Origin of the sequence: Jejuia pallidilutea, assembly GCF_002973595.1 — a bacterium.
In the GTDB taxonomy this organism is placed as follows: domain Bacteria; phylum Bacteroidota; class Bacteroidia; order Flavobacteriales; family Flavobacteriaceae; genus Jejuia; species Jejuia pallidilutea.
Genome location: NZ_PVEO01000001.1, coordinates 348579 through 372794 on the forward strand (window position 1 = coordinate 348579; position 24216 = coordinate 372794).

Below are 24216 nucleotides of genomic sequence, written 5' to 3' on the forward strand. Positions count from 1 at the left end.
TAGTTATATCTCTTTTACTAAACTTTGATGATAATTAGGTAATTCTGTTATGGGCACTCATTAATCATAGCAATGTATGACTAGTCGTTTTTTTATTTTCGATTTCTAAGCTCCTGTCGTCTCATGGGCATGGTATCTATCAGGTTTAAAAACACATCGGGTTTTTCTACAGTGTTAGATTTATACTTTTCGCCACCATCTAGCCCTATTAATACAATACTAAAGCCTTGTTTTGTAGTATCTGTTTTAAACATCTTTGGTGTGTTTTTCCAATCATAAAACATACAGGTGTCTGCAATACATTTGTAAAGCACAATTTTTCTATCTATTAGCTTTTGTTGTTCCTTGTTTAACAATAGATACTGGGATTCAGCTCGTTCACGATTTTTTTCATCGGCATTTACAACCAAGATTCTATCTTTCCACTGGTGCGATTCTAAGTCTTGGGACCACATAGCATTTGAAAAAAGAATAATTAATATTAAATATTTCATATTTATTGGGAATTTACAATGGCTTTAGCAGCAATATAAGCGCCTGTCCACGCATTTTGAAAATTAAAACCTCCCGTAACCGCATCAATATTTAACACTTCACCAGCAAAATACAGGTTTTTTATATACTTGCTCTCGAAGGTTTTAAAATTAACCTCTTTAAGGTTTACGCCACCAGCGGTTACAAACTCTTCTTTAAACGTACTTTTGCCGTTAACCGAAAAAATAGCTTGGGTCAATTGGCTTGCTAAAGCTTCTAGTTGCATTTTATTTACATCTGCCCATCGTGTTTGTTCATCCATATAAGATGCCAAGACTAATTTATGCCATAATCGTTTTGGCACATCAAATTGTGTAGATTTGAATACCGCTTTTTTAGCGAGATCCTGTTTTAATGCCTTTAATGCTTCCAAACAATCTTCAACAGATTGCTTGATAAAATTTACCTCTATTTGAAATTTATACTCTCGTTTTGCCAGTTCTAAAGCACCATAAGCCGAAAGTTTTAAAATTGAAGGCGCACTCAAACCCCAATGGGTAATTAGCAATGGGCCTTCGCTCCACAAGTTTGTATTTAATACTTTTATTTCTACATTTTTGGCTACCACTCCAGGGATGTCTTTTATACGTTCGTCTGTGATATTAAACGTAAATAACGATGGGACAGGTTGTGATATGGTATGTCCTAAATTTTCAAGTAAATTCCAAATTTTAGGATTGCTTCCCGTGGCCACCAACACTTTCTTAGATGAAAACCTACCTTGTGAAGTTTCAATTTGAAACCTATCATTTTCGTTTGAAATAGACTTTACCGAATGACTATAAAACACCTCAACCTGATGTTTTTCGGCTTCATTTAAAAAACAATCAATTATGGTTTGAGATGAATTGCTAACTGGAAACATTCTGCCATCTTCTTCTATCTTTAAGGGTACACCACGTTTTTCGAACCATGCTATGGTATCGCCAGTCATAAACTGATGAAAAGGCCCTAATAATTCTTTTTCACCTCGCGGATAATTTTGCACTAATTCTTGGGGAATAAATTCTGCATGGGTTACATTACAACGCCCACCTCCGGAGACTTTTACTTTAGATAAGCCCTCCTTTCCGCGTTCTAAAATGGCAACTTTTAAGCTAGGATTTTGTGCTGCAATATTTATGGCGGCAAAAAAACCTGCAGCTCCACCTCCAATAATTATGACATCCTTTTGCATCATATCCTATCTGGATAATCTGATATAATAGCATCTACCCCATAAGATTGAATTCTAGCTAAGGGTTTTAAATTATTTACAGTAAAAGCAAAAACTTTGTAGTTTTCCTTTAAGGCTTCAACAATTTCGGCAGTTAACATGGTGTAGTTTACATATATTGAAACTGCTTTTATGGTTTTAGCAAATGCTACAACCTTATCTAAATTGTTTTCTGTTATAACGCCCAAAGGAATATCTTTATTAATCTGAAATACTGTTTCTAGGAGTTCCTCTTGGAAACTCGACACAATAAAGTTATGGTATTCCCAACCTTTTTTATCTACATAAAACTTTATAATTCTAGCGGCTTCCTTGGCAGTGTCTTGTCCTTTTAATTCAATATTTAAAAGGCATTTATTATCTACCAAGGTTAGCACTTGTGATAATGTGGGAATTTCAAAACTGCCTCTTGTTTTAAATTTTTGCAATTCTTTATAGGTAAATTTTGAGATTTCACCACTACCATTAGTCATTCTGTCTAAAGTAAAATCATGAAAAACAACCAACTCTCCTGAAGCGCACCTGTGCACATCTATTTCTATGCCATCAACACCTAAATCTAAAGCCTTTTGAATAGATGCCAATGTGTTTTCTGCAACGTGTCCTTTTGCGCCTCTATGTCCAATTTTTAACATACTTTTTTATTTTTTTATGGGACGTATTAAACCTTCTTGTGCTACAGTAGCAACTAGTACTCCTTCTCTTGTAAAAATATTTCCTCTGGCAAAACCTCTTGCACCTGAAGTACTTGGAGACTCCATAGCGTATAACAACCAATCTGAAAAATCAAAATCTCTAAAATACCACATAGAATGATCTAAACTTGCCGTTTGTGTATTTCCCCAGTGTGCTTTACTCGCATGGGGATTAAGAGTGGCCGTTAAAATATTATAATCTGAAATATAGGTTAATATTTGTTGTTTTGTAGCTAAATCTAAACCTTTAACATCACCTTTTAACTTAAACCAAACCTCATGGGTTGGCGGTAAATTTTTTGGTTGTAAAGGGTTTGCGAATGCAGTTGGTTTAAACTCAACAGGCCTTTTAATTTCTAAAAAAGATTTTAAGGTTTTAGGCAATGCATCACTAAATTCTGTTCGCATATCCGTCCAACTTAGCAATTCTTCGGGCTGCTTAATGCCTTTTTTCATTTGTATTTGGTGCTCGTAACCGTCTTCTTGTTTATGAAACGAGGCCGATAAAATAAAAATTCTGGTATCGTTTTGGTGTGCTGTTACCCGCCTTACAGAAAAACTACCACCGTCCCGCACATTACTTACGTTATAGGTAATAGGGCACTCTAAATCTCCTGCTTCTAAAAAATAAGCGTGCATAGAGTGTAAAACCCTGTTATTCTTTATGGTTCTGCTCGCTGCATTTAAAGCTTGCGCCAAAACCTGCCCTCCAAATACCATAGGGCTACCAACGGTTTTACTTACGCCATTAAATGCACTATCATTTACTTTATCTAAAACTAAAAGGTTTAATAAATCATCAACCGTAGTCATAAGTCTTTTTAAATTTAAGCATAAAACTATTAAATAAAACAGGGCTTTTACGCATCTTTTATAAATAGTTTAAGATTTTTAATTTTTAAATGCCTACCGAAGTTGTTATTTTGGTTAAAAACCAATAGCAACATGTATTATTTTCAAAAATTACTGCTCCTTACATTCTTATTAACTTCATGCCATTCTGGAAAATTAAATGTTATCGCAGATTTACCAATGCGGTTAAAAGAAGCCTCTGCTATTGAAACCGTAGTAAATTCTGAGCTACTATGGACTATAGAGGATGCTGGTAACAAAAATAATATCTATGGTATGGATTTAAAAGGGAACTTGATAAAGAATATAGATATTAGCAATTCTAGCAATATAGACTGGGAAGATTTAACTTCTGATACCAAAGGAAATCTATACATTGGTGATTTTGGGAATAATAGTAAAAACAGGGACGACTTTACCATTTACAAAGTTTCTAATTTAGAGCATGATGAAGTAACTGCAGAACGTATTAACTTTACACTGCCCAAAAAGGTAAAATCTGAAGATTTTGAAGCCTTCTTCATTTTAAACAACCACTTTTATATTTTTAGTAAAGAAAATAAGTCTACAAAACTTTTTAAGGTACCTAACCAAATAGGAAAACATACAGCTGCTTTTGTTTCTGAATTTAAAATGAAAGGAAAACATACTAAAATTACATCTGCCGATGTAAGCGATGATGGAAAAACTGTTGTATTGCTAAATCATGAAAGGCTTTGGAAAATTACAGATTTTAAGGGTGATACTTTTTTTAAAGGCAACATTGAGGCTTTAGAATTTGAACACGATTCGCAAAAAGAAGGTATTTGCTTTAAAAATAACAACATGGTTTATATTACAGATGAAAAAGATAAAAGTGAAGGCGGCAACCTTTATACCTTTAACATTTAAAACTTATTTTTTATTGCTGTAATTTCTAGCTCTAAGACTTCCAAATCATTTTTATTTTTAATAACATGGGAAATATCCTCGTGTAAACTATCTAACTCATGTAACACAACACTCCGGTAGTTAATATTTGCAATTTTAGAGGTTTCCATTAGGTTGTTAAACATTCCAAGCAACTTTTGCACTAGAATTATATCGTGCTTACAATACGTTCTTACAGCGCACATAACATTGTAAAGCAAACTTTTAAAGCTAATACTATTTGTGCTTATAACCTGTGCATCTGTTGCGTCGTAATAGTAGCTAAAATCTTTTTTCTGCATACGTAGCATTAACAATTCCGTAAGGTAATCTATAGCATTAATAGCTGTTCCGGGGTCGTTAATACCAGGAGACATTGCCTTTACAATTATTTCGGTTAATTGCTTAAAAGCCAACAGGTAATTATCTTCAATAAGCTCACTTTTTGAAAAATGAAATCCAGAGCATATGTCTTCCTGAGCAGCCTCTTCAAACTCCTCACTCACCTTAATAATGGGTTTGCTCTTAAACACATATTCGCCTTTATAAACTAAAATTTCAGCCTTAGCGTTTTTAATTTTTAATTTCTCTGAAATGGCTTCTAAGCTAATATCTTCTATATAGCCTGATGTTTTAGACACAATAACATGCCAATTTGTACTATCTGGAAAATTAGATATTTCACCTTTTTCAGAATCGATTAATTTACAAAGCCTTTTTTTTGCCTTTTTGTGAATAGCACTCATAATATTATTAATCTGTATTTCTTGGGATATAGAGTGAATAAAATAAATGAATGCCCCAAGACAAAATATCATGAAAACTATAGCCAATAGTATAGAAAAACCTGCAAGCTCGTATTTGTTTCCTGTAGATCCCTTTATAGCTATTAATGTGAAAATACAATATAGCAAACAGGAGTTATAAATGCCCAATACCACCTGATGGCGCCTATTTGATATTAAACCTGGTAGTACCCTTGGCGAATAATTACTACTAGCCTGATTAAGCAAAATCATTACCATAGAAAAACTAAACACCATTATTGATATTAAACCACCAATAAATGTTGCTAAAATGGTTCTAGCAGTTTCAACATTTTTTATTAAAAGCCAAGGTAAATGGTCAAAGATGTATTTTGAAATATTAAGCCCTTCTAAATAATACATAAACATGGCAAAAAACATTCCTAAAAGACTTAAGATTGTGGGGTAAAAAGCAATTTTGTTCTCTAGTCTGTAAATGTACTTTACAATGTTATGGTAAGTAGCTTTCATTATGGTTTTAGTTTAAAAGTTTAATCCAAAACTAAACGAAAACCTTAGGCCTTCTTCGCTATTAAACAGGTTAAAAGTTCCAGATAAGCTGTCTGCAGCGGTAATCCAAAATCCGCCACCATAATCGTTATGCCAAAGTTTAGATGTGTCGTTTTTAACCCAAACACGTCCTACATCTGCACCACCAAAAACACCAATTTGTAATGGTAAGGCGTTGGTTTTAAAAGATGGAAAACTGTAGCGTAAATCTGCACTTCCAACCAATGAATTTCTTCCTGTAAAACGTTCTGTTCTATAACCTCGCAAACCATTTCTACCTCCAATATTTGCCGCTTGATAAAACAGTATATCGTCTCCTATTCTAAATTGTGTGCGCACATCGGTTTTTAATACCAAATTTTTGTTTTCGGTTAGTGAATTGTAAAACCCAAGATTAGAATTAATATATCCGTATGTGTTTTTAGTTTCTTCAAATTCGGTTTTTCCACCAATTTGAAACATGAAGGACATCCCTTTTCTTGGATTTATTTTATCATCAAAACTTGCATAATTAAACTGGGCTTCCAAACCTCCAAAATAGCGTCTTTCGTAAAATTCGGTATTATTAGCTGGAACAAAATCATTAGTGATGTATCGGTTATCGGTATCATCTAGTTTAATCCCTTCTAAAATAGCCCTAAACCCATAATCGCTACCAAAATTACCTTTTTTAAGAATTCCTACTTTTACGGCTTGAATACTTGTTTTTACACGGTTATAATCTAAAGTTAACGCATCATCATTATTCACTGTTTCATTACCATAACCAAAAAAGTTATTTGTAAAATTTGCCGATGTAAATTGCCCGCCAATATGTAAATTCCAATCGTTCATAATATTAGCAAACTCGCCATCGTAGTTTAGGGAAAAGCCTTCTGTAGCAAAATAATAACCACCTTTAAACCTGTGCTGCTGTGAAAATGGATTTCTTTGAAACCCTTTTGTGGTTCTTACATATTGCATCCCAATTAAAAACCCATCATCTGGATTAAAACCAATGGCCGGTGTGGTTAAACTTGTTTTGGTTATGTTTTTATTAAAATCGAACAGGTTTAACTTATAAACATCAGTAAGTCTAATGGTGGCGCCTTTGTTTTCTTTTATGGTGTTTTTTTTGCTTTCGTGGTCGTACACTTTAACACGCCTACCGTTTTTAATACTATAAGTATCGTTTTCTTGTCCACCAATAAGCCTAATAAAAATGGGGTTGTTAGCTTTTCCAGTAACTTCAAAAATATCTTTATCATCCAAACCATAAATCCACATTTCTTTGGTAATATCTCTATTAAAAGTTCTATCTACAAGCACATCGGCTTTTTCGCCTCCTTTAATCCTAGATATTTTAACATGTGTTTTGTTATCACCAGATCTTGTTACTTCAATATAATCGTCTTTATCCGTACCCGTTAAAATTACCAACGCGTTTAAATGATTATAATACCGTGTTGCAATATCTGTGAGGTTTGAACGTCTACCCTTTAATTTTTCTTTAATTTCCATTAGCGTTTTGTCCTGAACTGCTTTAGGAACTTTTGCAAATGCTTTTTCTATAACTTCATCTGTAATATTATCTTGAAGAAATTTGGCATGTTTTAGCCAAGTTTCCTTATCGGCTTGCTGTATTAATACTCGATCTAGCTTAATACCTGCAGCGTTCATCCACTCTATATTATTTAAGTCCTCGTCGTAAACTTGGAGTTGTTTTGTTGAGCCAGAGATAAAACGCATAACATCTAGTAAAGCGCCATCAAAATTAGAAAACACTTGGTCTCTATCTCGAGGTATGGGTTTGTAGTAATGGTCGCCATTTTCTTTATCAAACTGTGCCCATCGCCATTGGTCTTGGTGCCTATCCCAATCGCCAATTAACATATCGAACAATCGCGCCCTTACAAAAGCATTTTCATCTATTTTATGCTCTTCGTCTTCTCTTACTTTCTCAATAATATCGTGTGTACTTTCTAAATCATCGGCATAACCAAAGTTTTTTTCGTTACTGTAGTTTTCTTCGGGTCGCTCTTCAATCATATATAATTCGCCACCATATTCTCTATTATGCTCGCCCAAATGTTTATGTTTTGGAATAAAGTACAACTTGGGGTTTGTATGATAAATGTCGGCAGCATCTGATAAGTCTGGAACCACTGCAAATGCGTACGGGTGAGCCGCTGTGTAAAAATCTAAAATTAACTCTTCTACTTCGGTTTTTTCAAAATCATCTTGTATGTAAGTATCCTTAAACAATACAGTTTGTAAGTATTGCGTAGCGCTTTTACGTAGCGCCCTCATATTTAATTCCCTACCGTCTTTAGTTTTTAAGCGTAACGAACGTGTTTGGTGACCGCCTCCTTTTCGCACGACTTCCAGTCCTCCATAAAGCGTATCTAGTGTTGCTACTTTAGCCTTTATTTTTTTGCTGTACACATCGCGGTAATGGTTACCCCAAATGGTTTTAAAAAACCCTGTAACATCGGTTTCTTCTTTAGAATAAATAGAAACTTCTACCTCTTGCGGAAAATTATCAGGAAGTTTGGAAGTATCATATGGCTTTTTAGGTGGGAATACTTCAGTAGTAAATAATAATTTAGGTTTCCCATTTTCTTCGCCAAAATAGCGTACCCAAGCACTCTTATCCTTAAACACGGTTAGTTCTGCAAAACCTTGTTGTCCTGTAGAAAACAATCCGTTTTTACTTATTTCAGCATACGATTCTTTTGCACCAGAACCCGATACAATTTGTTTTATGGTTTCTTTTTCTATGTACTGCAATGTATGTTCGTGCCCAGAGACAAATACTAAATTTTCTGAATCTATGGCCATAGTTTCAATACGTCTCATTAATTCATTATACCGCTCGTTGTACCTGTCTTGAATAGAAACACCACCTTGGGTTCTTAATTGTGTAATAAAAGATCCTAAAATTGGTAATGGAATTTTTTGCTGAAACGGAAACAAATGCTTTATTGCCGCATACTTACCACCATGTGTACCATTGGTATACATAGGGTGATGCATTGCAAAAACAATAGTTTTATTTTGCGCTTTTTTTAATTCGCCTTCCACCTCCATAAAAAAACGATCTCGAGTTTTTATTTCACATTCATCATTTATGGTTGGGTGGCTATTCCAGTTCTCTAAATACCACTCTGTATCTATAACAATAAGTTGGATAGTTTCACTAACATCGATACTTTCTAAAGGGCATCCATTTTCTGGTTGAAAGGTGTTTTTACCTAGAGCATCTTCTATATACTTTTCTTGTCGTTTTAGTCCTTTTACACCATTAGCATACCAATCGTGATTTCCAGGAATAAAAAGCACCTCTCCTTTAAAATTATTTAGGGATGTAATTTGTGCATTTAATGCGTTTTCTGCTACATCCCTTCCTTTGGCACCTTCTTTTGGAAGACCATCGGGATATATGTTATCTCCTAAAAAAATAGCATAGTCGTTTGTTGTGTTTTTAACTTTTATATAACTATTAAACGCGGTTAATGCTTTAGACATGCCACCCATAGGGGATTTACCTGCATCACCTACCAAGTAAAATGTTTTGTCTATTTCTTTATTTGGAAACGCTACCTTATCATGGTTTTGGTCTGCATATTGTGGTGCATAAGTTGCACATGCACTTGAAAACAAAATTAAAAGAATGACTAATGTATGTTTTAAAAACTTCATATGAAACGGTTTCAGATTGTAAAAATAGAGGATTCTCTTCCTTAAAGATATTGTATTTACTTTAATAATTAGTGCAAACGCTATTTTACATTAATTCCACGAAAGCGCACTGCGTTCTCTCCAATATGAATCTGGCGATACGTTTAAAGCATTTAAAACACTTAACTCTTTTCCAGACAGTGTAAAAGTGTTTGCCTTAAGGTTTTCTTTTAATTGTTTGGTGTTTGAAGCGCCACTAAGCACATAAGTTGGTTGCAAACTATCTATTACATAACGTAATGCTACAGCATCTACACCAACATTGTATTTTTTTGACAATGTGTTTAAAACATCGTATAGTCTAGAATAATGCTGAAATTTTTCATTTTGAAAAACACGACCATTAGCTAAAGCTTCTTTTATAATAACTGTTTTTCCTGTTGCTAAAAGCGATTGTAACACCTCAAAAGTATCTTGTTCTAAAATATTGTAGGTTACCTGAAAACTATCAAATAACAATTCGGTTTCAATTTTAATTTTTGAAGCTGCTACAATAGTGTCTTTTTGTTGCGTGCCACTTGTAGTAATGCCAATTTTTAATCCTGTTTCCTTTTTTATACTGTGTAGTTTACGCAAAACAGCGTTATTTTCTATAATACCACTCTCAAACGTTGCAGAATGTACTTGGTAGTATTTTAAATTTGGCAATAGTTTTTTTGAAACCTCCCACTGTTCTAACAATTTAGCTATCGAATGTTCTTTAATTTCATGCTTGCCATTATATCCCAATTCCCAATTGGCTACATAGGTATAGCCCCATTTTGTTCCTAAAACTGCATCTTCATGGTTTCTAAAATCTTTCCATTCTTGTAAAAACGCCTCTCCTTTTCCGTAAGATGGTGCCGTATCGAAATAACGCACACCTAAAGCATACGCTTCATCTAAAACAGTTAGCGTGTTTTGTTTAAAAGCGGCTTTAGATTTATCTATAGATTTCACTTCTCTAATATTAATGTACTCTGGCCTTCCTAATGCTGCCAACCCTAAGCCTATTTTTGTGGTATTATCATTCATTAATTTATAATTTCGGTTTCTATTAATGTTTCAGACAACAATGTTCTATGTACAGGACATTTAGAGGCAATTTCTTTTAATTTTTCCTTTTGCGCATCATCTAAATTACCTATAAACTTTAATTGTTTCTGCAAATGATCTATTCGTCTTGGAGTATCTGCATCTAACATTAAATCATCGCTATGTTTTTTTGAATAGGTAATGTAGGCATATACTTCCTGTAAATCCCACTGCTTACGTTCTGCATACATTTTAAGCGTCATTACTGTACAGGCCGCTAAACCAGCGCTTAAAAAATCGTAAGGTGATGGCCCAAAATCGTCGCCACCAACGCTCTCGGGTTCATCGGCTATAAAATGATGTTTTTTAGTTTGAATTGATGTTGTAAAATTATCGTCTTTTAAGTTTAAATGCGCTACCAATTGTTGGCCTTCGGTATCTAGAATACTATTGTCTTTAGGCATAAAATAGCGGTCTGCCCAAACACCAATAATATTACCAACGTATTTACTGTCTTTTGAATTGGACAACAAATGGTCTGCATCATCTAAACTCACAAAACTTTTAGGATGATGTGCATTTTGGTATAAGTCCTGTGCATTATTTATACCAACTACACCATCAAAAGGTGCATGCATTATCAATAACGGTTTTCGTAAGTTTTTTGTAATTTCTGGCAAATCTGTTGTATTAAAATCTTCCACAAAATCTTTATCGATTTTAAATGGTCGCCCACCAATATTTACTTCAACCTCACCTTTTTTTTGTACCTCCTCAATACCATGCGAAAATAGGTGCTTTACATGACCTACGGTAGATGGTGCTCCAACAGTTGCAACAGCTTTTATGTTTTTTAATCGTGAAGCTGCTACAATTACCGCAGCTCCACCAAGAGAATGCCCTACCAACAAACCAGGGGCTTGGTAATGTTTTGTAATATAATCGTTTACCGCTATTAAATCGTCTACATTAGCAGAGAAATAGCTTTCGGAAAACTCACCTTCACTCCTACCTAAACCTGTAAAGTCGAAGCGCAACACACCAAAACCGTGAGATGTTAACGACCTGCTTATGTTTTTAACTGCCGATAAATTACTATTACACGTAAAACAATGAGCAAAAATGGCAAAGTAATGCGGTTTTTGGTCTGCCGGTAGCTCTAAATACGCCTGTAATTTATGTCCCTTTTTATTCTGAATACTTAGTTTTTCCCGATTCATTGTTTAAATGTTTTAATTTGCTTTGGTCTGTGTATTTTGAAAAAGTATGTAATAATAGCTTTAATTTAGGATTAATAAAACTTTCGCAAAACGGTTTTTTAGGGTTGCTGTAATAATAGTTTTGTATTTGAACTCTCGACGCTTTAAACCGATTGAACGGCAGCACTTTTGTAATAATTTTATTTTGAAATTGAAACTGTAAAAGTTCCAATTGAGATGTCACTATATGCATTTGTTCTTCTGAAAACGTATATATCGCAGAACGATACTTAGTTCTCATGGAATGGTTTGACGTACTTTTGTGTGTATGCAAATGAATTTCGATGAGTGTGCTTAATGCAATTTTAGCACTGTTGAAATGTACAATAACTGCTTCTGAGAAACTACTATCGGCGTTAATCGATCCCACAAAACCCTGTTCTACTTTAAAAACGCCTATTAACGATTGAAATACGGCTTCTGTACACCAATGGCAACCGCCGCCAAATGCTATTTTTTGTAAGGCTTCCATTTTACGAACTACAAGATAGCATTGAGCAGCCTACTTTATGGCGAGCCCAATCTGGTCTTTTGGCAAACCATTTATCATATTCTGGTTGCGCATCATAGGGTTTTTTTAGCATGTTAAACAACTCGCTAATTAACTTGTAATCGCCTTTATCTGCTGCATCTATCGCCAATTGCGCCATATAATTTCGCAATACATATTTTGGGTTTATAGCGTTCATTTTTTTGCGTCTTTCGGTGTTGGAAAGCGTTTCGCTTTGTAACCTTTTTGCATAACTATTAAACCAATCGTTCCAGCGTTTTTCTATATTTCCAACAATTTCATTTGGCTTATAAAAGGCTTCATTAATTAGGTTTAACCCTTCTGTTGGATTTTCTGGCTTAAAACTGCTTAAATTTCTAAAGAAAATAGTCATATCGGTTTCTGTAAGGTGCAAAACATCTTCAAGCGCTTGCATAATTTTTACATCGGTTTCCTCTTCACGATACAAGCCAATTTTAGAACGCATCATATTAAGGGATCCGCTTTCAAAATCAGTTTTATACTTATTTAGAATAGTTTCTAAAGGTGCTGCTTCTTCAATTAAAGGATACAACGCATTTGCTAATTGCAGCAAATTCCACAAGCCAATATTGGGCTGATTTCCATAACGGTAACGTTTATGCTGCCTGTCGGTAGTATTTGGCGTCCAACCATACTCATACCCTTCTAGCCAACCATAGGGCCCATAATCTATAGTTAAACCAAGAATAGACATATTATCTGTATTCATTACACCATGAACAAAACCAACACGTTGCCAATGTATGATCATTTCTAGAGTTCGCTCTGACACCTCCTTAAAAAACTGAATATAGGTTGCTTTAGAAGGTGTTCCTAAATGCGAAAAATGATTATTTATGGTATAATCTACCAAAGTTTTAAGTGTATCTTTATCTTGTCTTGCGGCAAAAATTTGATAATTCCCAAAACGTAAAAAAGACTCTGCTACCCTGCAAACAATAGCCCCTTTTTCGTAAGCTGGATTACCATCGTACATAACATCTCTTAAAACTTTATCGCCCGTAAGTGCCAAAGACAAGGCTCTGGTTGTTGGGACTCCTAAATGAAACATAGCTTCGCTACATAAATACTCGCGAATAGACGAACGCAATACTGCTAAACCATCGGCAGTTCTGGAATATGGGGTTTCCCCAGCACCTTTTAATTGTAATTGCCAATGTTTAGATTGGTGCTCAACTTCACATAAATTTATAGCGCGCCCGTCGCCCAATTGTCCTGCCCAATTGCCAAACTGGTGCCCACCGTAACACATGGCATAAGGTTTGGTATTTGGCAATACTTGGTTTCCTGTAAATACATTTAAAAATATATCGCTTTTAGCGTCTTTCTCAGGAATTCCTAAATTATGCAACATTTCAGGAGATACGTGCACTAATTCTGGTTTTGAAGTTTGTTTTGGTGCTACATAAGAAAAACAGGCATTAGTTACCTGTCTTCTAGTGTTTTCTAAAATAGGGTCTGCGGGTAACTTACTATTAAATTTATCTTTTATGTTTAGTTTCATAGTAATTTTTCAATCCATTTTTTCAAATCCTTATCAGAAGGGTTTCTTAACTTCTTTTTTCCAATAGTTACTGTTGGGAAATTAAGTGCTCTGTTTTTGTAAAGGCTGCGAAGCGCTTCGGCATAATGCTGATGTAATACAACATCTAAAAATTTATATTCTAAACGTAAATCCTTTAAATACTGTTTATAATACTGCGTTTTATGACACGTTTCGGTACCATAAAGCGTGATTTTAGGTTTCATCTACTTTAATTTATCCGCATGTAGTTTTCTCAATTTCGCCAATTTTGGTGTAATTACAAAACTACAATATCCCTGTGTTTTATTATTCCTGTAATAATTTTGATGCTCTTTTTCGGCCTCATAAAACACATCCAACGGTGCTATTTCTGTAACTATGGTATTTTCATAATACGGCGCTACTTCTTTCACCACAATTTCAGCAATTTCTTTTTGAGTCTCATCATGATAAAAAATCACAGACCGGTATTGTGTACCTCTATCTGCACCCTGCCTGTTTAAAGTTGTAGGGTCGTGGGTTGTCATGAAAACAATAAGGATGTCTTTATAGGAAATTACATTGGCATCAAACGTAATTTGCACTACTTCGGCATGTCCTGTTAAACCAGAACAAATTTCGCGATAAGTTGGATGCCCTGGCACATTACCTCCAGAATAACCAGACACCACACCTTCTACACCTTTTATTTCTTGAAATACTGCTTCTGTACACCAAAAGCAACCACCACCAATAGTGGCTATTTGTATATTTTTATTACTCATTTTTAACCTCCTGTTCTAATTGCATAGATTCTGAATTGATACAATAACGCAATCCACTGGGTTCTGGACCATCAGGAAATACATGCCCTAAGTGCGCATCGCACGTATTACACATCACCTCAACACGTACCATTCCAAATGCGGTATCGCGCTCGTATTTAATAGCATTTTCTCTAATGGGTTGCGTAAAACTGGGCCACCCAGTACCAGATTCAAACTTAATTGTAGAATCAAATAATGGTGTATTACAGCACACGCAATTATACTTACCAGCCTCATGAACACTACAAAGTGCACCACTGTGCGGGCGCTCTGTTCCTTTTAACCTTGTAATCCTAAACTGCTCTGGGGTTAACTGCTCTTGCCATTCGGCTTCTGTTTTTTCAACACGCTTATCGGGTTTTGGATTTCCGTTTACCGAAAAATTAATAATGTCTTTCCAAGTTAGCATAAATCGCCTTTCTTTTTTTGAGTTAATATATTATGCGTTTTAAACATAAATATAGTCGTTATTTTATTATTTTCCTTACCAGATAATAGATAGTATCTATTGTTATATGTTTATTATATTTTAGTATTTTGTGAAATGAAAGAAAACCCGATTTTTTATGTCCAAATTAGTTGAAAACGCCGAAAAGTTTGTGTTTGATTTGTTTAAAAACGAACTAGATTCCACTTTTATATACCATAATTACACCCATACCGAACGTGTGTTACGCAGTATTAGAGAAATTATAGAAAACACCGATATAAGTGATGAAGATGCCGAGGTTTTAGAATTAGCAGCTTTACTGCACGATACTGGCTATACTAAAAAACGTGAAGGACATGAAAAGGAGAGTGTTAATATAGCAACTAAATTCTTAAAAGCGCAAGGTGCAAAGGATGCCACAATTAAAGCCGTTAACGAATGTATTTTGGCCACCACGTTTAATGATACGCCCAAAACAGAACTGGGAAAAATTATTAGAGATGCAGATGCATCGCATTTTGGAAAAAAATACTTTAACGAGGCTAGTGAATTTTTAAGAAAAGAGCTAGAGGTACAAGGTATTGCAAATTACACACCTAGTGAATGGACTAACGAAAACATAAAAATTTTAACGAAAAAGCATGAGTTTTACACAGATTATGCCCTTAAAAATTGGCAACCCAGAAAGGAAAAAAACCTTTCTAAGCTTATTAAAGCAAAAAAGAAACGCAACAAAAAACTAAACACCGAACAACTTAAAGCTAAATATAAGGCTCAATATAAAAATGAAAGTCCTGAGAGGGGTATTCAAACGTTTTATCGTGTTGCACTTAGAAACCATATTAAACTAAGTGATATTGCAGATACGAAAGCCAACATTTTGCTATCGGTTAATGCTATAATTATCTCGTTGGTTTTGGCAAATTTAATCTCTAAACTAGATACAAACCCTTATTTAGTATACCCAACCGCCATCTTTACATTGTCTTGTGTAATTTCTATGATACTGTCTATTATTGCTACAAGACCAAACATTACAAGTGGAGAATTTACTAAAGAAGATGTCGCCAATAAAGAAGTGAACTTAACATTTTTTGGTAATTTTCATAAAATGAAACTCTCTGAATTTGAATGGGCTATTGAAGAACTTCTAAAGGACAAAAACTATGTATATAAATCCTTAACTAAAGACCTTTATTTTTTAGGAAAAGTATTGGAAAGAAAATATAGGATACTTCGTGTTACTTACACTATTTTTATGATAGGTATGATAATCTCGGTTTTAGCTTTTGGCATAGCTTTAAAAAGGAATGGTGCTGAAATTGAGGATGTACTTCCAGAGGAAGCTATACCTTCGGCGTATTTAAATTTAAAAGATGCAGATGAAAGCGGTACTGCTTATGTTGAAGATCAGGCCTTAATTTCTTTCATTAAATCGTCATAGGTAAAAAACGTTTTATCGTTGTCTTTACCATGATACAAAATATCTACACGCAACGCTTTTAAACCTGTAACACCTTGTAGATTTTCTAATTCAAGAATTTCAACTTCTGTACCTAATACGTTTTTATTCTGTAAAAACTTAATATACTGTAAATACTCTTCTTCATCTTCCTTTTGAGAGTATACTATGGTTATTTTACCATTTTGGGTAATGCGCTCTTCTGTACCTTTTATATAGGCCTTATCTACACGTTTTTTAACAACCTCGTATCTGGCGTTGTAAGTACCATCAACATCAAACTGTTTTTCGTCCATTCTGAATCGAATAGACAACGGTTGATTGAAAACTAAAATCATTGAAGCCACATCTAATGAAATAGGATACAAATGTTGATTGCTGTAATATTCGTTCTCCATTTCGCACATTACTTGCAACTGCCATAACCTTAAATTATAAAGATATACTGGGTTAAAACTATCTTCTTTAGTTATAGCTTCGCCTATGTACATATTGTGTTCTACACCATCGGTTTTATAACGCTCAAAATAATGTGGATACATGGCTTGGGCTTCCTCTTGTTTTTCATCAAGAAGAAATGCCATATTCTTATTAATAAGCATTATAGTTTCATCGTAATTTTTTCTGTAATAGTAAATAAGGTTTAAATCGTCATCTATTTTATTAAAATAGTCATCTATATCGGCCTTTAGTTTTGGGCTTCTCTTCAATTGAAATTTTAAGACCGGTTCAATCTCTTTCTTTAAAAATGCAACAATACTATGCTCACTATCTACCTTAAAATTGGTTTTAAGCTCCTTTATGTAGTTGCGTATTTGAAATTGAAATTGCTCATAAATAGGTAGTTTTTCTAGAGCAACAATTTCATTCATTATTTTGTCTAAGAGCGATAGTTGTAATTGTAAATCTTTTTGAGTGGCTATATTTCTAGCTTCTGAAGATCCTTTTACATCTATTTGCCCAAAAAGCGGATATATATTGTCGAATACAATACTCTCAAATGTTGCTTCATTACCTAACTTAGCTTTATCTTTTAAAAATTTTCGAGCTGCAGCAACAAATTTCCAGTACACACTAGAGTGAATTGATGTACACTCTTGCTGTATAATGGCCTCTATTAAGTTTTCTTCTACTGTTTTAGATTGCTCTACTGCCGAAACTATAAAAGGCATTACATCAACTAATTTATTAGCATTAACACTATTTAGTGCTTTAGGTTGTTTTGATACAATTTCTAATATACCTAACACACCTGTTTCGTTTGCTATTGGTGCAAAAATTACACTTTTAACTCCCTGCTTATACAAGTTGCTTATATGTGGCGCTTTCCCTTTGGCTTTGGCGTGAGCTTTTTCAACATTTGAAATTGAGAAAAACTTCTGCTCGTTTAATAACCTATTGTACGACCAGCTACAAAGCGCATTACAACATTCTACCAGTTCTTCATTATTTAACAAATAGCTATTTATACCAATACCCCTTACTCTTTCGAATACTTTATTTGCTTTATGGTATATTGAAAACCCTATTTTTAAATCTTTAAACCCAAAGAGAGAACGAAATACATCCTGAAAATCCTTCATGAAATTATCGTTCTGCCGTTTATTCTCCCCAATAAGATTTGATTTTAAATGAGATATAGACTGGTCGTCTGTTACATCAAATATATTTGATATTACAAAACCCTTAAATATGTAGCTATTTGGCGGGAATTTTTCTTTCCACAGTTCTATGTTATCAAAATTATCTAATAACTCTTCGTAATCTTCTTGCGTAATATCTACAGCATTTTTAGTAGGCACTATCTCACAAAAATCTGCGTTATACAAAATCTTATAGTAACGCATTATACCGTTAGCATCGGGGATTTCGTAATAAAAGGGACGCTTAAAGTTTAAATCGTGACCATAACAAAAACGTAAAATAATGCTACATGCAATAACATATCTATCGTCTTCGTCCATATTTTTTATATTCAGCTTAAAGTTTTCACCAGCTGCCCTAATAATACCTTTAAATCGTTCAGAGGCATTAAATATAATATCGTGAAATGGTACTGAAGCTGTTTTTATTTCGTTTTTAGACAACACTGCAGCAAAAGTATCTTGGAGAATAATGCCAATTTCTTTCGCCCTGTCTTTCAACACTTTTGTATCGCTAAAACCTTGGCGTAACTCTGGATATAACTCAGATGTTTTTAAAACACGCTTCGCCTTGGCCGATAGAAATTCATCTTCACTATCAGCTAAATCCTCGTAATGTTCAAGCAGCTTGTTAAAGCTAACTTTAAGCATCATTGGCGATTCGATATTGTCGTTAATATCCATATTTAAAAAATTGTTGTACAACAAAATTACAAATTATTACGTTAGTCGTTATTTTATAGACTTACTAACGCTTAAAATGTTACAAGTAGCGCAATAAAGTTTACAGTAAAACTAATACCTTAAATGCAACTTAACATAAATTACACAATTAATACACTGTTTTTTAAAAGATTAACAATTTTGTAAGCGTTTAAAATCGTAGCCTGTATTAAGGTGATAGCACCTTATATATTATTTAAAAGCTTAAGAATACCATTACAGGTAAATGATCGGAAGGATATTTACAATCTTTAGAATCGCTTAACACGCCATATTTTTTTACTTTGATATCATCTTTACTCACAAAAATATAATCAATTCTTCGTGTAACGGGCTCATTAAAATTAAAACCATTAAATGTACCTTGTGGTCCAAAAGGCGCAGTTTCTGAGATACTTTTTGAATCATTAAAATAGGAATAGAATAGCTGAATATTTTTTGTTTCTGGCTCTAAATTAAAATCTCCCATTAAAATTACAGGAAGATTTTTAGAGTTTAGAGACTCTATTTTTTTTAAGATAAGCTTAGGGCTCTCCGTTCTTGCCACTTTACCAACATGATCGAAATGCGTGTTAAACACCCAAAATTGCTGTTTTGTATTCATATTTTTAAAACGAGCGTAAGTACAAATACGGTTACATACTGCATCCCAACCCATAGAAACTTTATTTGGTGTTTCAGACAACCAAAATGTACCATTTTCTATAACTTTAAAAGTTGAAGCGTTATAAAAAATAGCAGAATATTCACCTTGGTTATTTCCATCATCTCGCCCAACACCAGTGTATTGAAAATTTACAAGAGTACTATCTAAATATTGCATTTGATTGGGCAATGCTTCTTGAACACCAAAAATATCTGGCTGGTGAAACTTAATCTGTCTTACCATCCAGTCTTTTCTATTATTCCAACTGTTTTCACCTTTTTTCGGATAATCTAATTTTATATTATAAGTCATTACTTTGGTGGTTTCTTGACCACGTATTAGACCAATACAAAAACACACTAACACTAAACCAATTAAATATTTCATATGGTTATTATTCTATAAATAAAACGTTACTCTTTTCAGAAATACCATTTTCATTGAATGCCTCTATGGTAAAATAATATGATGTATCACGATCTAAACATCGCATAAAATGTGCGTTAGTATCATAAACCAGCCATGATTGGTACAATTTATCTGGAGCAATTCCCCAACGAATATTATAACCTTGGGCACCTGCAACAGAATCCCAACTAAAGGACGCATCCCTTCTGTCGGCTTCTCGTTTTACAGTAAATCCTTTTACGGGTTCTGGGGTACTACCGTTGCCTAAACCAAATACCCTAAACTCCGACATGGCAAAATTTGCACCAGGTACTTCTACATTATTATAGCGCACATACTTTGCATTAACTGGTTTTTCTAATACAATGTAAGCGTTAGGCGCATCAATATCGCTTTTACTTCTATCAACTACGGTTTTCCAATTTTTGCCATCTTCTGATACATCAATACTAAAACGGTGTTTTAAACCCTCAACACGGGTATAAATTCCAGATTCGTGGTCGTGAAAATTCAACTGAAATGCATAAATTTTTCCGGGGTTCTGCATTTCAATTTTTAGCCATTGTTTATCATTATTAGCTTCTGCTACCCAAAACGTTTTTGGGTTTTCATCGGTTAATACTTTTGAAATAATATCGCCATTTTTATGTTTTTCAAGAGGTAGTTTAGTAACTTTAACATCATCATCATTAGACGTGAATTTCTCTATTTGAGTTAAGGATGACGATACTGTAACATTACCTTTATAGGATAGCAACATCCAACCATTATGTTGTCCTGCTTTTGTAGGATGACTTGGTGCATAACGCGGATAGTCGCCATACTCTGTATTGGTATACATTAAACCTTCATCATCAAAAAAAGTAGGAAACATACATAAACGGCGTTCCCACTGTGCATTAGAGGCAAGTGCCATTGTTGCAAAATGCCAATACTGCCCGTTAGTTTGTTTTACGGTAATACCATGTCCGGCTCCGTTGGTAAAACCGCCGGGTTTAAAGCTCATAGGGTTGTTTTTCATATATGCAAAAGGCCCGAGTGGAGAGTCGCCAACATAAGCACCATCTGCATATACATTAAATTGAGTACCCGGAGCAGCATATTGCAGATAGTATTTTCCGTTATGCTTTGTCATAGAGGCGCCTTCCATATACCCTTCTTTTAAAGTGGGGTGAAAATTATTCTCGCCAAAACGTTCCCAACCGTGTATTTCTTCGTTTAAATTAATCAATTCTTTAGTAACCCCTGTTTCCAGAAAACGGTCGTCTTTATTTAGCATTTTTACGCGAATTGGATGCACATTAGATGAGCCCCAGTACAAATATGTTTTGCCATCGTCATCTATAAACAACTCTGAATCCTGAATATTTTTAGAAATAGAAGCCGTTGGTGTCCATTTTCCACTTTTAGGATCTTCAGAATAAAGAATACTTCCATAACCTGCTGGATTACCCGCAAAATATACTAATGAATCTTTGTAATTAAAAGCTGTAGGGGCGTTACTTCCTTCAAAAAACCACTGTTGCGGTTTTATAAAATTCCAGTTTACCAAATCTGTGGAATGCCAATACCCAAAAGATCGTGTAACAAACATATAGTATTCACCACGAAACTCAATAACAGCAGGGTCTGCCCCAGAACGGTAAGATAAATTTCTACTTGAATTATAAACCATGTAAGTATAGTCTATATCCAGAGGGTTACAATACGTTTCATGGTTATGCTTTACAGATATTTGTGTTTGGTCTTTGTGATTTTTTTCGGAACCTAACTTTGTATCCTTGCAATATTGAAAACAGACCAAGCTTATTAAGCATACAATTATATTTATTTTATTAAATAATTTCATAAGAATGTTTATTTATCTAGACCTGATAGATTTTTAAAACACATCAGGTATAAATTATTTAAAATAATTAATGTTCGTAAGCCTTCATAGGTTGTCCTCGTAAACGTTCAAAGCTTTTGTAAGCGTTTTTTATTTGCTGCTTTTTGGCACGTTCAAATTCCTTTTCGGTTACATTGTATTGTGCTTGCAGCTCTTTTAAACTTTGTCGTAAAATCTGTTCAATTTCTTCATAAGCCTCATCATTTATAACATTGTTAACCTCGGCTGGATCTTCCCTTAAATCGTAGAGCTCCCATTCATCAATATCATCATAAACATGAATTAACTTAAAGCGTTTGGTACGCACTCCGTACATTTTCTTAACCATATGAAATGCGGGGAAATCGTAATAATGGTAATAAATAGCATCGCGAAAATCATCATCTTTAATAGTATTTGTAACCAATGGTTTTAACGATTTACCTTGCATGTCTTCAGGTATTTGTACGCCAGCAAAGTCTAAAAATGTTTCTGCAAAATCTAAATTTTGTGTAAGAGCTGTAACTTCAGTACCTGCTTTCACAGCTTTAGGATAACGCATCAACATTGGCATAGATAGAGATTCTTCATACATAAAACGTTTATCGAACCAGCCTTTTTCTCCTAAATAAAAACCTTGGTCTGTAGTGTAAACTACAATAGTATTTTCTTCTAAATTGTTTTCTTTTAAATAATCTAAAATGCGTCCAACACCTTCATCAACTGCAGCAACGGTGGCTAAATAATCCTGCAGGTAACGTTGCAGCTTCCACAAATCTAAATCCTTGCCAGATAAGTTGGCTTTATGAAAGGCATCGTTCTTGGTGAGGTAGGCTTTGTCCCAAGCTGCTCTTTGCTCGGGTGTCATTCTTTCAAAATCTGTTGTCCAAGGGTTGTGGGCTAGTTCTGTGCTACCTTTTTCTTTTGTCATTTTTAAGTCATGCCCTTCATACATATCCCTGTAAATGGTTTGATATTGTTCTTTTGAAGCTGTAGACCCCTTATGGTCTGCAAAATAGGTGTCTGGCACAGGAAACTTCACATCATCGTATTTATTGGTATGACGAAGTGCTGGCATCCAGTTTCGATGTGGTGCTTTGTGTTGTACCATAAGCATAAAGGGTTGGTTTTCATCTTTAACCTTTTCTATGTAACGAATAGCATCCTCGGTAACTATATCGGTTGCATACCCCATTACCATAGTTGTATCAACCTTTTTGGTTGTTTCATTAACTTTAATAAAGTTTGGGTTGTAATAGTTGCCCTGATCCTGCAAAATATTCCAATAATCAAAACCCTGAGGTAGCCCATGTAAATGCCATTTACCAAACATAGCGGTTTTGTAACCTGCATTTTGCAATAGTTTTGGAAAAGTTTGTTGGTTGCCGTTAAAACGATCGCCATTCATTCTAAAGCCATTAACATGGCTATGTTTTCCTGTTAGAATTACGGCTCGACTTGGTCCACAGATAGAATTGGTACAGAAATTATTCTTAAAAATTGCGCCTTCGTTTGCTAATCTGTCAATATTTGGTGTTGGTGCCAACTTACTAATAGGATGCCCGTACGCACTAATAGCTTGTGTGGCGTGGTCATCGGCCATTATAAAAATAATGTTGGGACGTATTGAAGTATCCGTCTCATTCTCTGTTTTTTTCTCTTTGCAGGATTGAAAAAATAAAGCAATAAATAAAATGTAAACTATTTTTTTCATCAGTTCTTTTGGGTAATGTATTTGGTTTGAATGACTTGTTTTTTATTGATAGTTTTATCAAAAAAGTCAAGAATATTATCTAATTCAGGGAAAGGTATTTGGCATAATTCATGTTTACCACCTACCGTTTTTTGAAAATAATAGGATGCCTTTAAATTATGAAGTCTGTCAGCAATAATTTCAGACCCCTCTAAAATTAAGTATCCTAATCTATCAGGATCACAATAATGATGTGGTGCTTTTCCAATAGGTACTAAATTATCGTCTGTTCCATGAAATAACACTGTTGGTATTGCATTTTCTCCTGATATATAATTTGCATTTACCAAAGCGCCTGCTAGAGATATTGCACCAGCAAAATTTACATTCTTGTATTTTGAAACATCATCTACAAAAAAATGTTTAAGATATACTGCATTTAAAACCCCTTCTGCGCCAGCACTACTTCCTCCTGCAATAATTTTTGTTGGGTCTATTTGTAGTTTGGTTTTGTTTTCAACAATGTACTTTGCAGCATCCAGATAATCAATAACAGCCTGCCTAAAAACATCTATTTTGAATGTTTTTGGGCAATCGCAACCAAAACCTGTTTTTGAGCCTTTTAATAATAATCTATACGAAATTGAAATACCAATGTATCCATTTTTGGTGAGGTACTCCATAAATTTAACCTCATCGATATTAGCTCTACTACCTCCTGCAAAACCGCCTCCGTGCATCCATAAAACTGCTGGTAAACTATCACCTTGCTTGATGTTTTTTGGTTTGTAAACATCTAGTTTTAGTGTATCTACATGTTTAATATTATAAATGTAGGTCTCTTTTGTTTGTGAAAACACAACAAAACTGAGGCTACAAATAACTACTAAAATTTTATATTTCATTAGTTAGGTTTTTCTGTTAACAAGAGTCTACAGTTGCTAGTTTTTGTCACACCCTTTATGA

At 34.3% G+C, this 24216-nt stretch carries 20 protein-coding genes; 2 read left to right on the forward strand and 18 right to left on the reverse strand.

Annotation, left to right across the window (positions count from 1 at the left end):
- Window positions 1-92: 92 nt before the first annotated feature.
- Genes CLV33_RS01605 through CLV33_RS01620 form a run of 4 tightly spaced genes read right to left on the reverse strand, consistent with a single transcriptional unit; the run spans window position 93 to window position 3258 of the window.
- Window positions 93-494: a DUF4174 domain-containing protein gene (locus CLV33_RS01605; RefSeq protein ID WP_105472418.1), complete on the reverse strand. Its 402-nt coding sequence runs from the start codon at window positions 492-494 to the stop codon at window positions 93-95.
- A gap of 2 nt (window positions 495-496) precedes the next feature.
- Entirely contained in the window at window positions 497-1714 is a 1218-nt protein-coding gene (locus CLV33_RS01610; RefSeq protein ID WP_105472419.1) for a BaiN/RdsA family NAD(P)/FAD-dependent oxidoreductase, read from the reverse strand.
- Complete coding sequence (locus tag CLV33_RS01615) at window positions 1711-2385, reverse strand: glycerophosphodiester phosphodiesterase (protein ID WP_045372454.1); 675 nt, start codon at window positions 2383-2385, stop codon at window positions 1711-1713. Before CLV33_RS01615 ends, CLV33_RS01610 begins: the two co-directional genes overlap by 4 nt.
- Before the next feature lie 6 nt (window positions 2386-2391).
- Window positions 2392-3258 (reverse strand): acyl-CoA thioesterase, encoded by an 867-nt coding sequence (locus tag CLV33_RS01620; RefSeq protein ID WP_105472420.1) that lies wholly within the window; start codon window positions 3256-3258, stop codon window positions 2392-2394.
- 132 nt (window positions 3259-3390) lie between these two features.
- On the opposite strand from CLV33_RS01620, the gene CLV33_RS01625 reads away from it, so the two are divergent.
- Window positions 3391-4188 carry an SdiA-regulated domain-containing protein gene (locus CLV33_RS01625; protein ID WP_105472421.1) on the forward strand — a complete coding sequence of 266 codons (798 nt, stop codon included), beginning with the start codon at window positions 3391-3393 and terminating at the stop codon, window positions 4186-4188.
- Here the strand turns inward: CLV33_RS01625 and CLV33_RS01630 are convergent.
- The 9 genes from CLV33_RS01630 to msrB form a co-directional block, all read right to left on the reverse strand.
- Entirely contained in the window at window positions 4185-5483 is a 1299-nt protein-coding gene (locus CLV33_RS01630) for a DUF2254 domain-containing protein (RefSeq protein ID WP_105472422.1), read from the reverse strand. The genes CLV33_RS01625 and CLV33_RS01630 overlap by 4 nt on opposite strands.
- Before the next feature lie 12 nt (window positions 5484-5495).
- The gene (locus tag CLV33_RS01635; protein ID WP_105472423.1) at window positions 5496-9203 is read right to left on the reverse strand and encodes a metallophosphoesterase; all 3708 of its coding nucleotides are present in this window, start codon (window positions 9201-9203) and stop codon (window positions 5496-5498) included.
- 90 nt (window positions 9204-9293) lie between these two features.
- Window positions 9294-10256: an aldo/keto reductase gene (locus CLV33_RS01640; protein ID WP_105472424.1), complete on the reverse strand. Its 963-nt coding sequence runs from the start codon at window positions 10254-10256 to the stop codon at window positions 9294-9296.
- On the reverse strand, window positions 10256-11476 hold the full coding sequence (locus tag CLV33_RS01645) for a bifunctional alpha/beta hydrolase/OsmC family protein (protein WP_105472425.1): 1221 nt from the start codon (window positions 11474-11476) through the stop codon (window positions 10256-10258). The genes CLV33_RS01640 and CLV33_RS01645 overlap by 1 nt, the downstream gene beginning before the upstream one ends.
- Window positions 11445-11987: a peptide-methionine (S)-S-oxide reductase gene (locus CLV33_RS01650; RefSeq protein ID WP_105472426.1), complete on the reverse strand. Its 543-nt coding sequence runs from the start codon at window positions 11985-11987 to the stop codon at window positions 11445-11447. Before CLV33_RS01650 ends, CLV33_RS01645 begins: the two co-directional genes overlap by 32 nt.
- 1 nt (window position 11988) lies before the next feature.
- Window positions 11989-13551 carry a protein adenylyltransferase SelO gene (locus CLV33_RS01655; RefSeq protein WP_105472427.1) on the reverse strand — a complete coding sequence of 521 codons (1563 nt, stop codon included), beginning with the start codon at window positions 13549-13551 and terminating at the stop codon, window positions 11989-11991.
- Complete coding sequence (locus CLV33_RS01660) at window positions 13548-13796, reverse strand: glutaredoxin family protein (RefSeq protein ID WP_105472428.1); 249 nt, start codon at window positions 13794-13796, stop codon at window positions 13548-13550. The genes CLV33_RS01655 and CLV33_RS01660 overlap by 4 nt, the downstream gene beginning before the upstream one ends.
- On the reverse strand, window positions 13797-14336 hold the full coding sequence (msrA, locus tag CLV33_RS01665; protein WP_042242937.1) for a peptide-methionine (S)-S-oxide reductase MsrA: 540 nt from the start codon (window positions 14334-14336) through the stop codon (window positions 13797-13799).
- Complete coding sequence (msrB, locus tag CLV33_RS01670; protein WP_105472429.1) at window positions 14329-14787, reverse strand: peptide-methionine (R)-S-oxide reductase MsrB; 459 nt, start codon at window positions 14785-14787, stop codon at window positions 14329-14331. The genes msrA and msrB overlap by 8 nt, the downstream gene beginning before the upstream one ends.
- 157 nt (window positions 14788-14944) lie before the next feature.
- Here msrB and CLV33_RS01675 point away from each other — a divergent pair, with 157 nt between their 5' ends.
- Window positions 14945-16252, forward strand: a complete 1308-nt coding sequence (locus CLV33_RS01675; RefSeq protein WP_105472430.1) for a Pycsar system effector family protein — start codon at window positions 14945-14947, stop codon at window positions 16250-16252.
- Here CLV33_RS01675 and CLV33_RS01680 read toward each other — a convergent pair.
- The 5 genes from CLV33_RS01680 to CLV33_RS01700 form a co-directional block, all read right to left on the reverse strand.
- Complete coding sequence (locus CLV33_RS01680) at window positions 16219-18597, reverse strand: GAF domain-containing protein (RefSeq protein WP_105472431.1); 2379 nt, start codon at window positions 18595-18597, stop codon at window positions 16219-16221. The two genes, CLV33_RS01675 and CLV33_RS01680, sit on opposite strands and share 34 nt — an antisense overlap.
- Window positions 18598-18832: 235 nt before the next feature.
- On the reverse strand, window positions 18833-19669 hold the full coding sequence (locus tag CLV33_RS01685; RefSeq protein ID WP_105472432.1) for an endonuclease/exonuclease/phosphatase family protein: 837 nt from the start codon (window positions 19667-19669) through the stop codon (window positions 18833-18835).
- 7 nt (window positions 19670-19676) lie between these two features.
- Complete coding sequence (locus CLV33_RS01690) at window positions 19677-21539, reverse strand: family 43 glycosylhydrolase (protein WP_105472433.1); 1863 nt, start codon at window positions 21537-21539, stop codon at window positions 19677-19679.
- 67 nt (window positions 21540-21606) lie between these two features.
- Window positions 21607-23271: a sulfatase family protein gene (locus CLV33_RS01695; RefSeq protein ID WP_105472434.1), complete on the reverse strand. Its 1665-nt coding sequence runs from the start codon at window positions 23269-23271 to the stop codon at window positions 21607-21609.
- Entirely contained in the window at window positions 23271-24155 is an 885-nt protein-coding gene (locus CLV33_RS01700; protein ID WP_105472435.1) for an alpha/beta hydrolase, read from the reverse strand. Before CLV33_RS01700 ends, CLV33_RS01695 begins: the two co-directional genes overlap by 1 nt.
- Between the last annotated feature and the right edge of the window lie 61 nt (window positions 24156-24216).

Excerpts from the sequence above, each read along its gene's own strand:
- CLV33_RS01610 (WP_105472419.1), bottom strand. The coding sequence starts at position 1,714 with ATGATGCAAAAGGATGTCATAATTATTGGAGGTGGAGCTGCAGGTTTT.
- CLV33_RS01700 (WP_105472435.1), bottom strand. The coding sequence starts at position 24,155 with ATGAAATATAAAATTTTAGTAGTTATTTGTAGCCTCAGTTTTGTTGTG.
- CLV33_RS01635 (WP_105472423.1), bottom strand. The coding sequence starts at position 9,203 with ATGAAGTTTTTAAAACATACATTAGTCATTCTTTTAATTTTGTTTTCA.
- CLV33_RS01640 (WP_105472424.1), bottom strand. The coding sequence starts at position 10,256 with ATGAATGATAATACCACAAAAATAGGCTTAGGGTTGGCAGCATTAGGA.
- CLV33_RS01675 (WP_105472430.1), top strand. The coding sequence starts at position 14,945 with ATGTCCAAATTAGTTGAAAACGCCGAAAAGTTTGTGTTTGATTTGTTT.
- CLV33_RS01695 (WP_105472434.1), bottom strand. The coding sequence starts at position 23,271 with ATGAAAAAAATAGTTTACATTTTATTTATTGCTTTATTTTTTCAATCC.
- CLV33_RS01645 (WP_105472425.1), bottom strand. The coding sequence starts at position 11,476 with ATGAATCGGGAAAAACTAAGTATTCAGAATAAAAAGGGACATAAATTA.
- msrA (WP_042242937.1), bottom strand. The coding sequence starts at position 14,336 with ATGAGTAATAAAAATATACAAATAGCCACTATTGGTGGTGGTTGCTTT.
- CLV33_RS01660 (WP_105472428.1), bottom strand. The coding sequence starts at position 13,796 with ATGAAACCTAAAATCACGCTTTATGGTACCGAAACGTGTCATAAAACG.
- CLV33_RS01685 (WP_105472432.1), bottom strand. The coding sequence starts at position 19,669 with ATGAAATATTTAATTGGTTTAGTGTTAGTGTGTTTTTGTATTGGTCTA.
- CLV33_RS01615 (WP_045372454.1), bottom strand. The coding sequence starts at position 2,385 with ATGTTAAAAATTGGACATAGAGGCGCAAAAGGACACGTTGCAGAAAAC.
- CLV33_RS01625 (WP_105472421.1), top strand. The coding sequence starts at position 3,391 with ATGTATTATTTTCAAAAATTACTGCTCCTTACATTCTTATTAACTTCA.
- CLV33_RS01630 (WP_105472422.1), bottom strand. The coding sequence starts at position 5,483 with ATGAAAGCTACTTACCATAACATTGTAAAGTACATTTACAGACTAGAG.
- CLV33_RS01690 (WP_105472433.1), bottom strand. The coding sequence starts at position 21,539 with ATGAAATTATTTAATAAAATAAATATAATTGTATGCTTAATAAGCTTG.
- msrB (WP_105472429.1), bottom strand. The coding sequence starts at position 14,787 with ATGCTAACTTGGAAAGACATTATTAATTTTTCGGTAAACGGAAATCCA.
- CLV33_RS01655 (WP_105472427.1), bottom strand. The coding sequence starts at position 13,551 with ATGAAACTAAACATAAAAGATAAATTTAATAGTAAGTTACCCGCAGAC.
- CLV33_RS01680 (WP_105472431.1), bottom strand. The coding sequence starts at position 18,597 with ATGGATATTAACGACAATATCGAATCGCCAATGATGCTTAAAGTTAGC.
- CLV33_RS01650 (WP_105472426.1), bottom strand. The coding sequence starts at position 11,987 with ATGGAAGCCTTACAAAAAATAGCATTTGGCGGCGGTTGCCATTGGTGT.
- CLV33_RS01620 (WP_105472420.1), bottom strand. The coding sequence starts at position 3,258 with ATGACTACGGTTGATGATTTATTAAACCTTTTAGTTTTAGATAAAGTA.
- CLV33_RS01605 (WP_105472418.1), bottom strand. The coding sequence starts at position 494 with ATGAAATATTTAATATTAATTATTCTTTTTTCAAATGCTATGTGGTCC.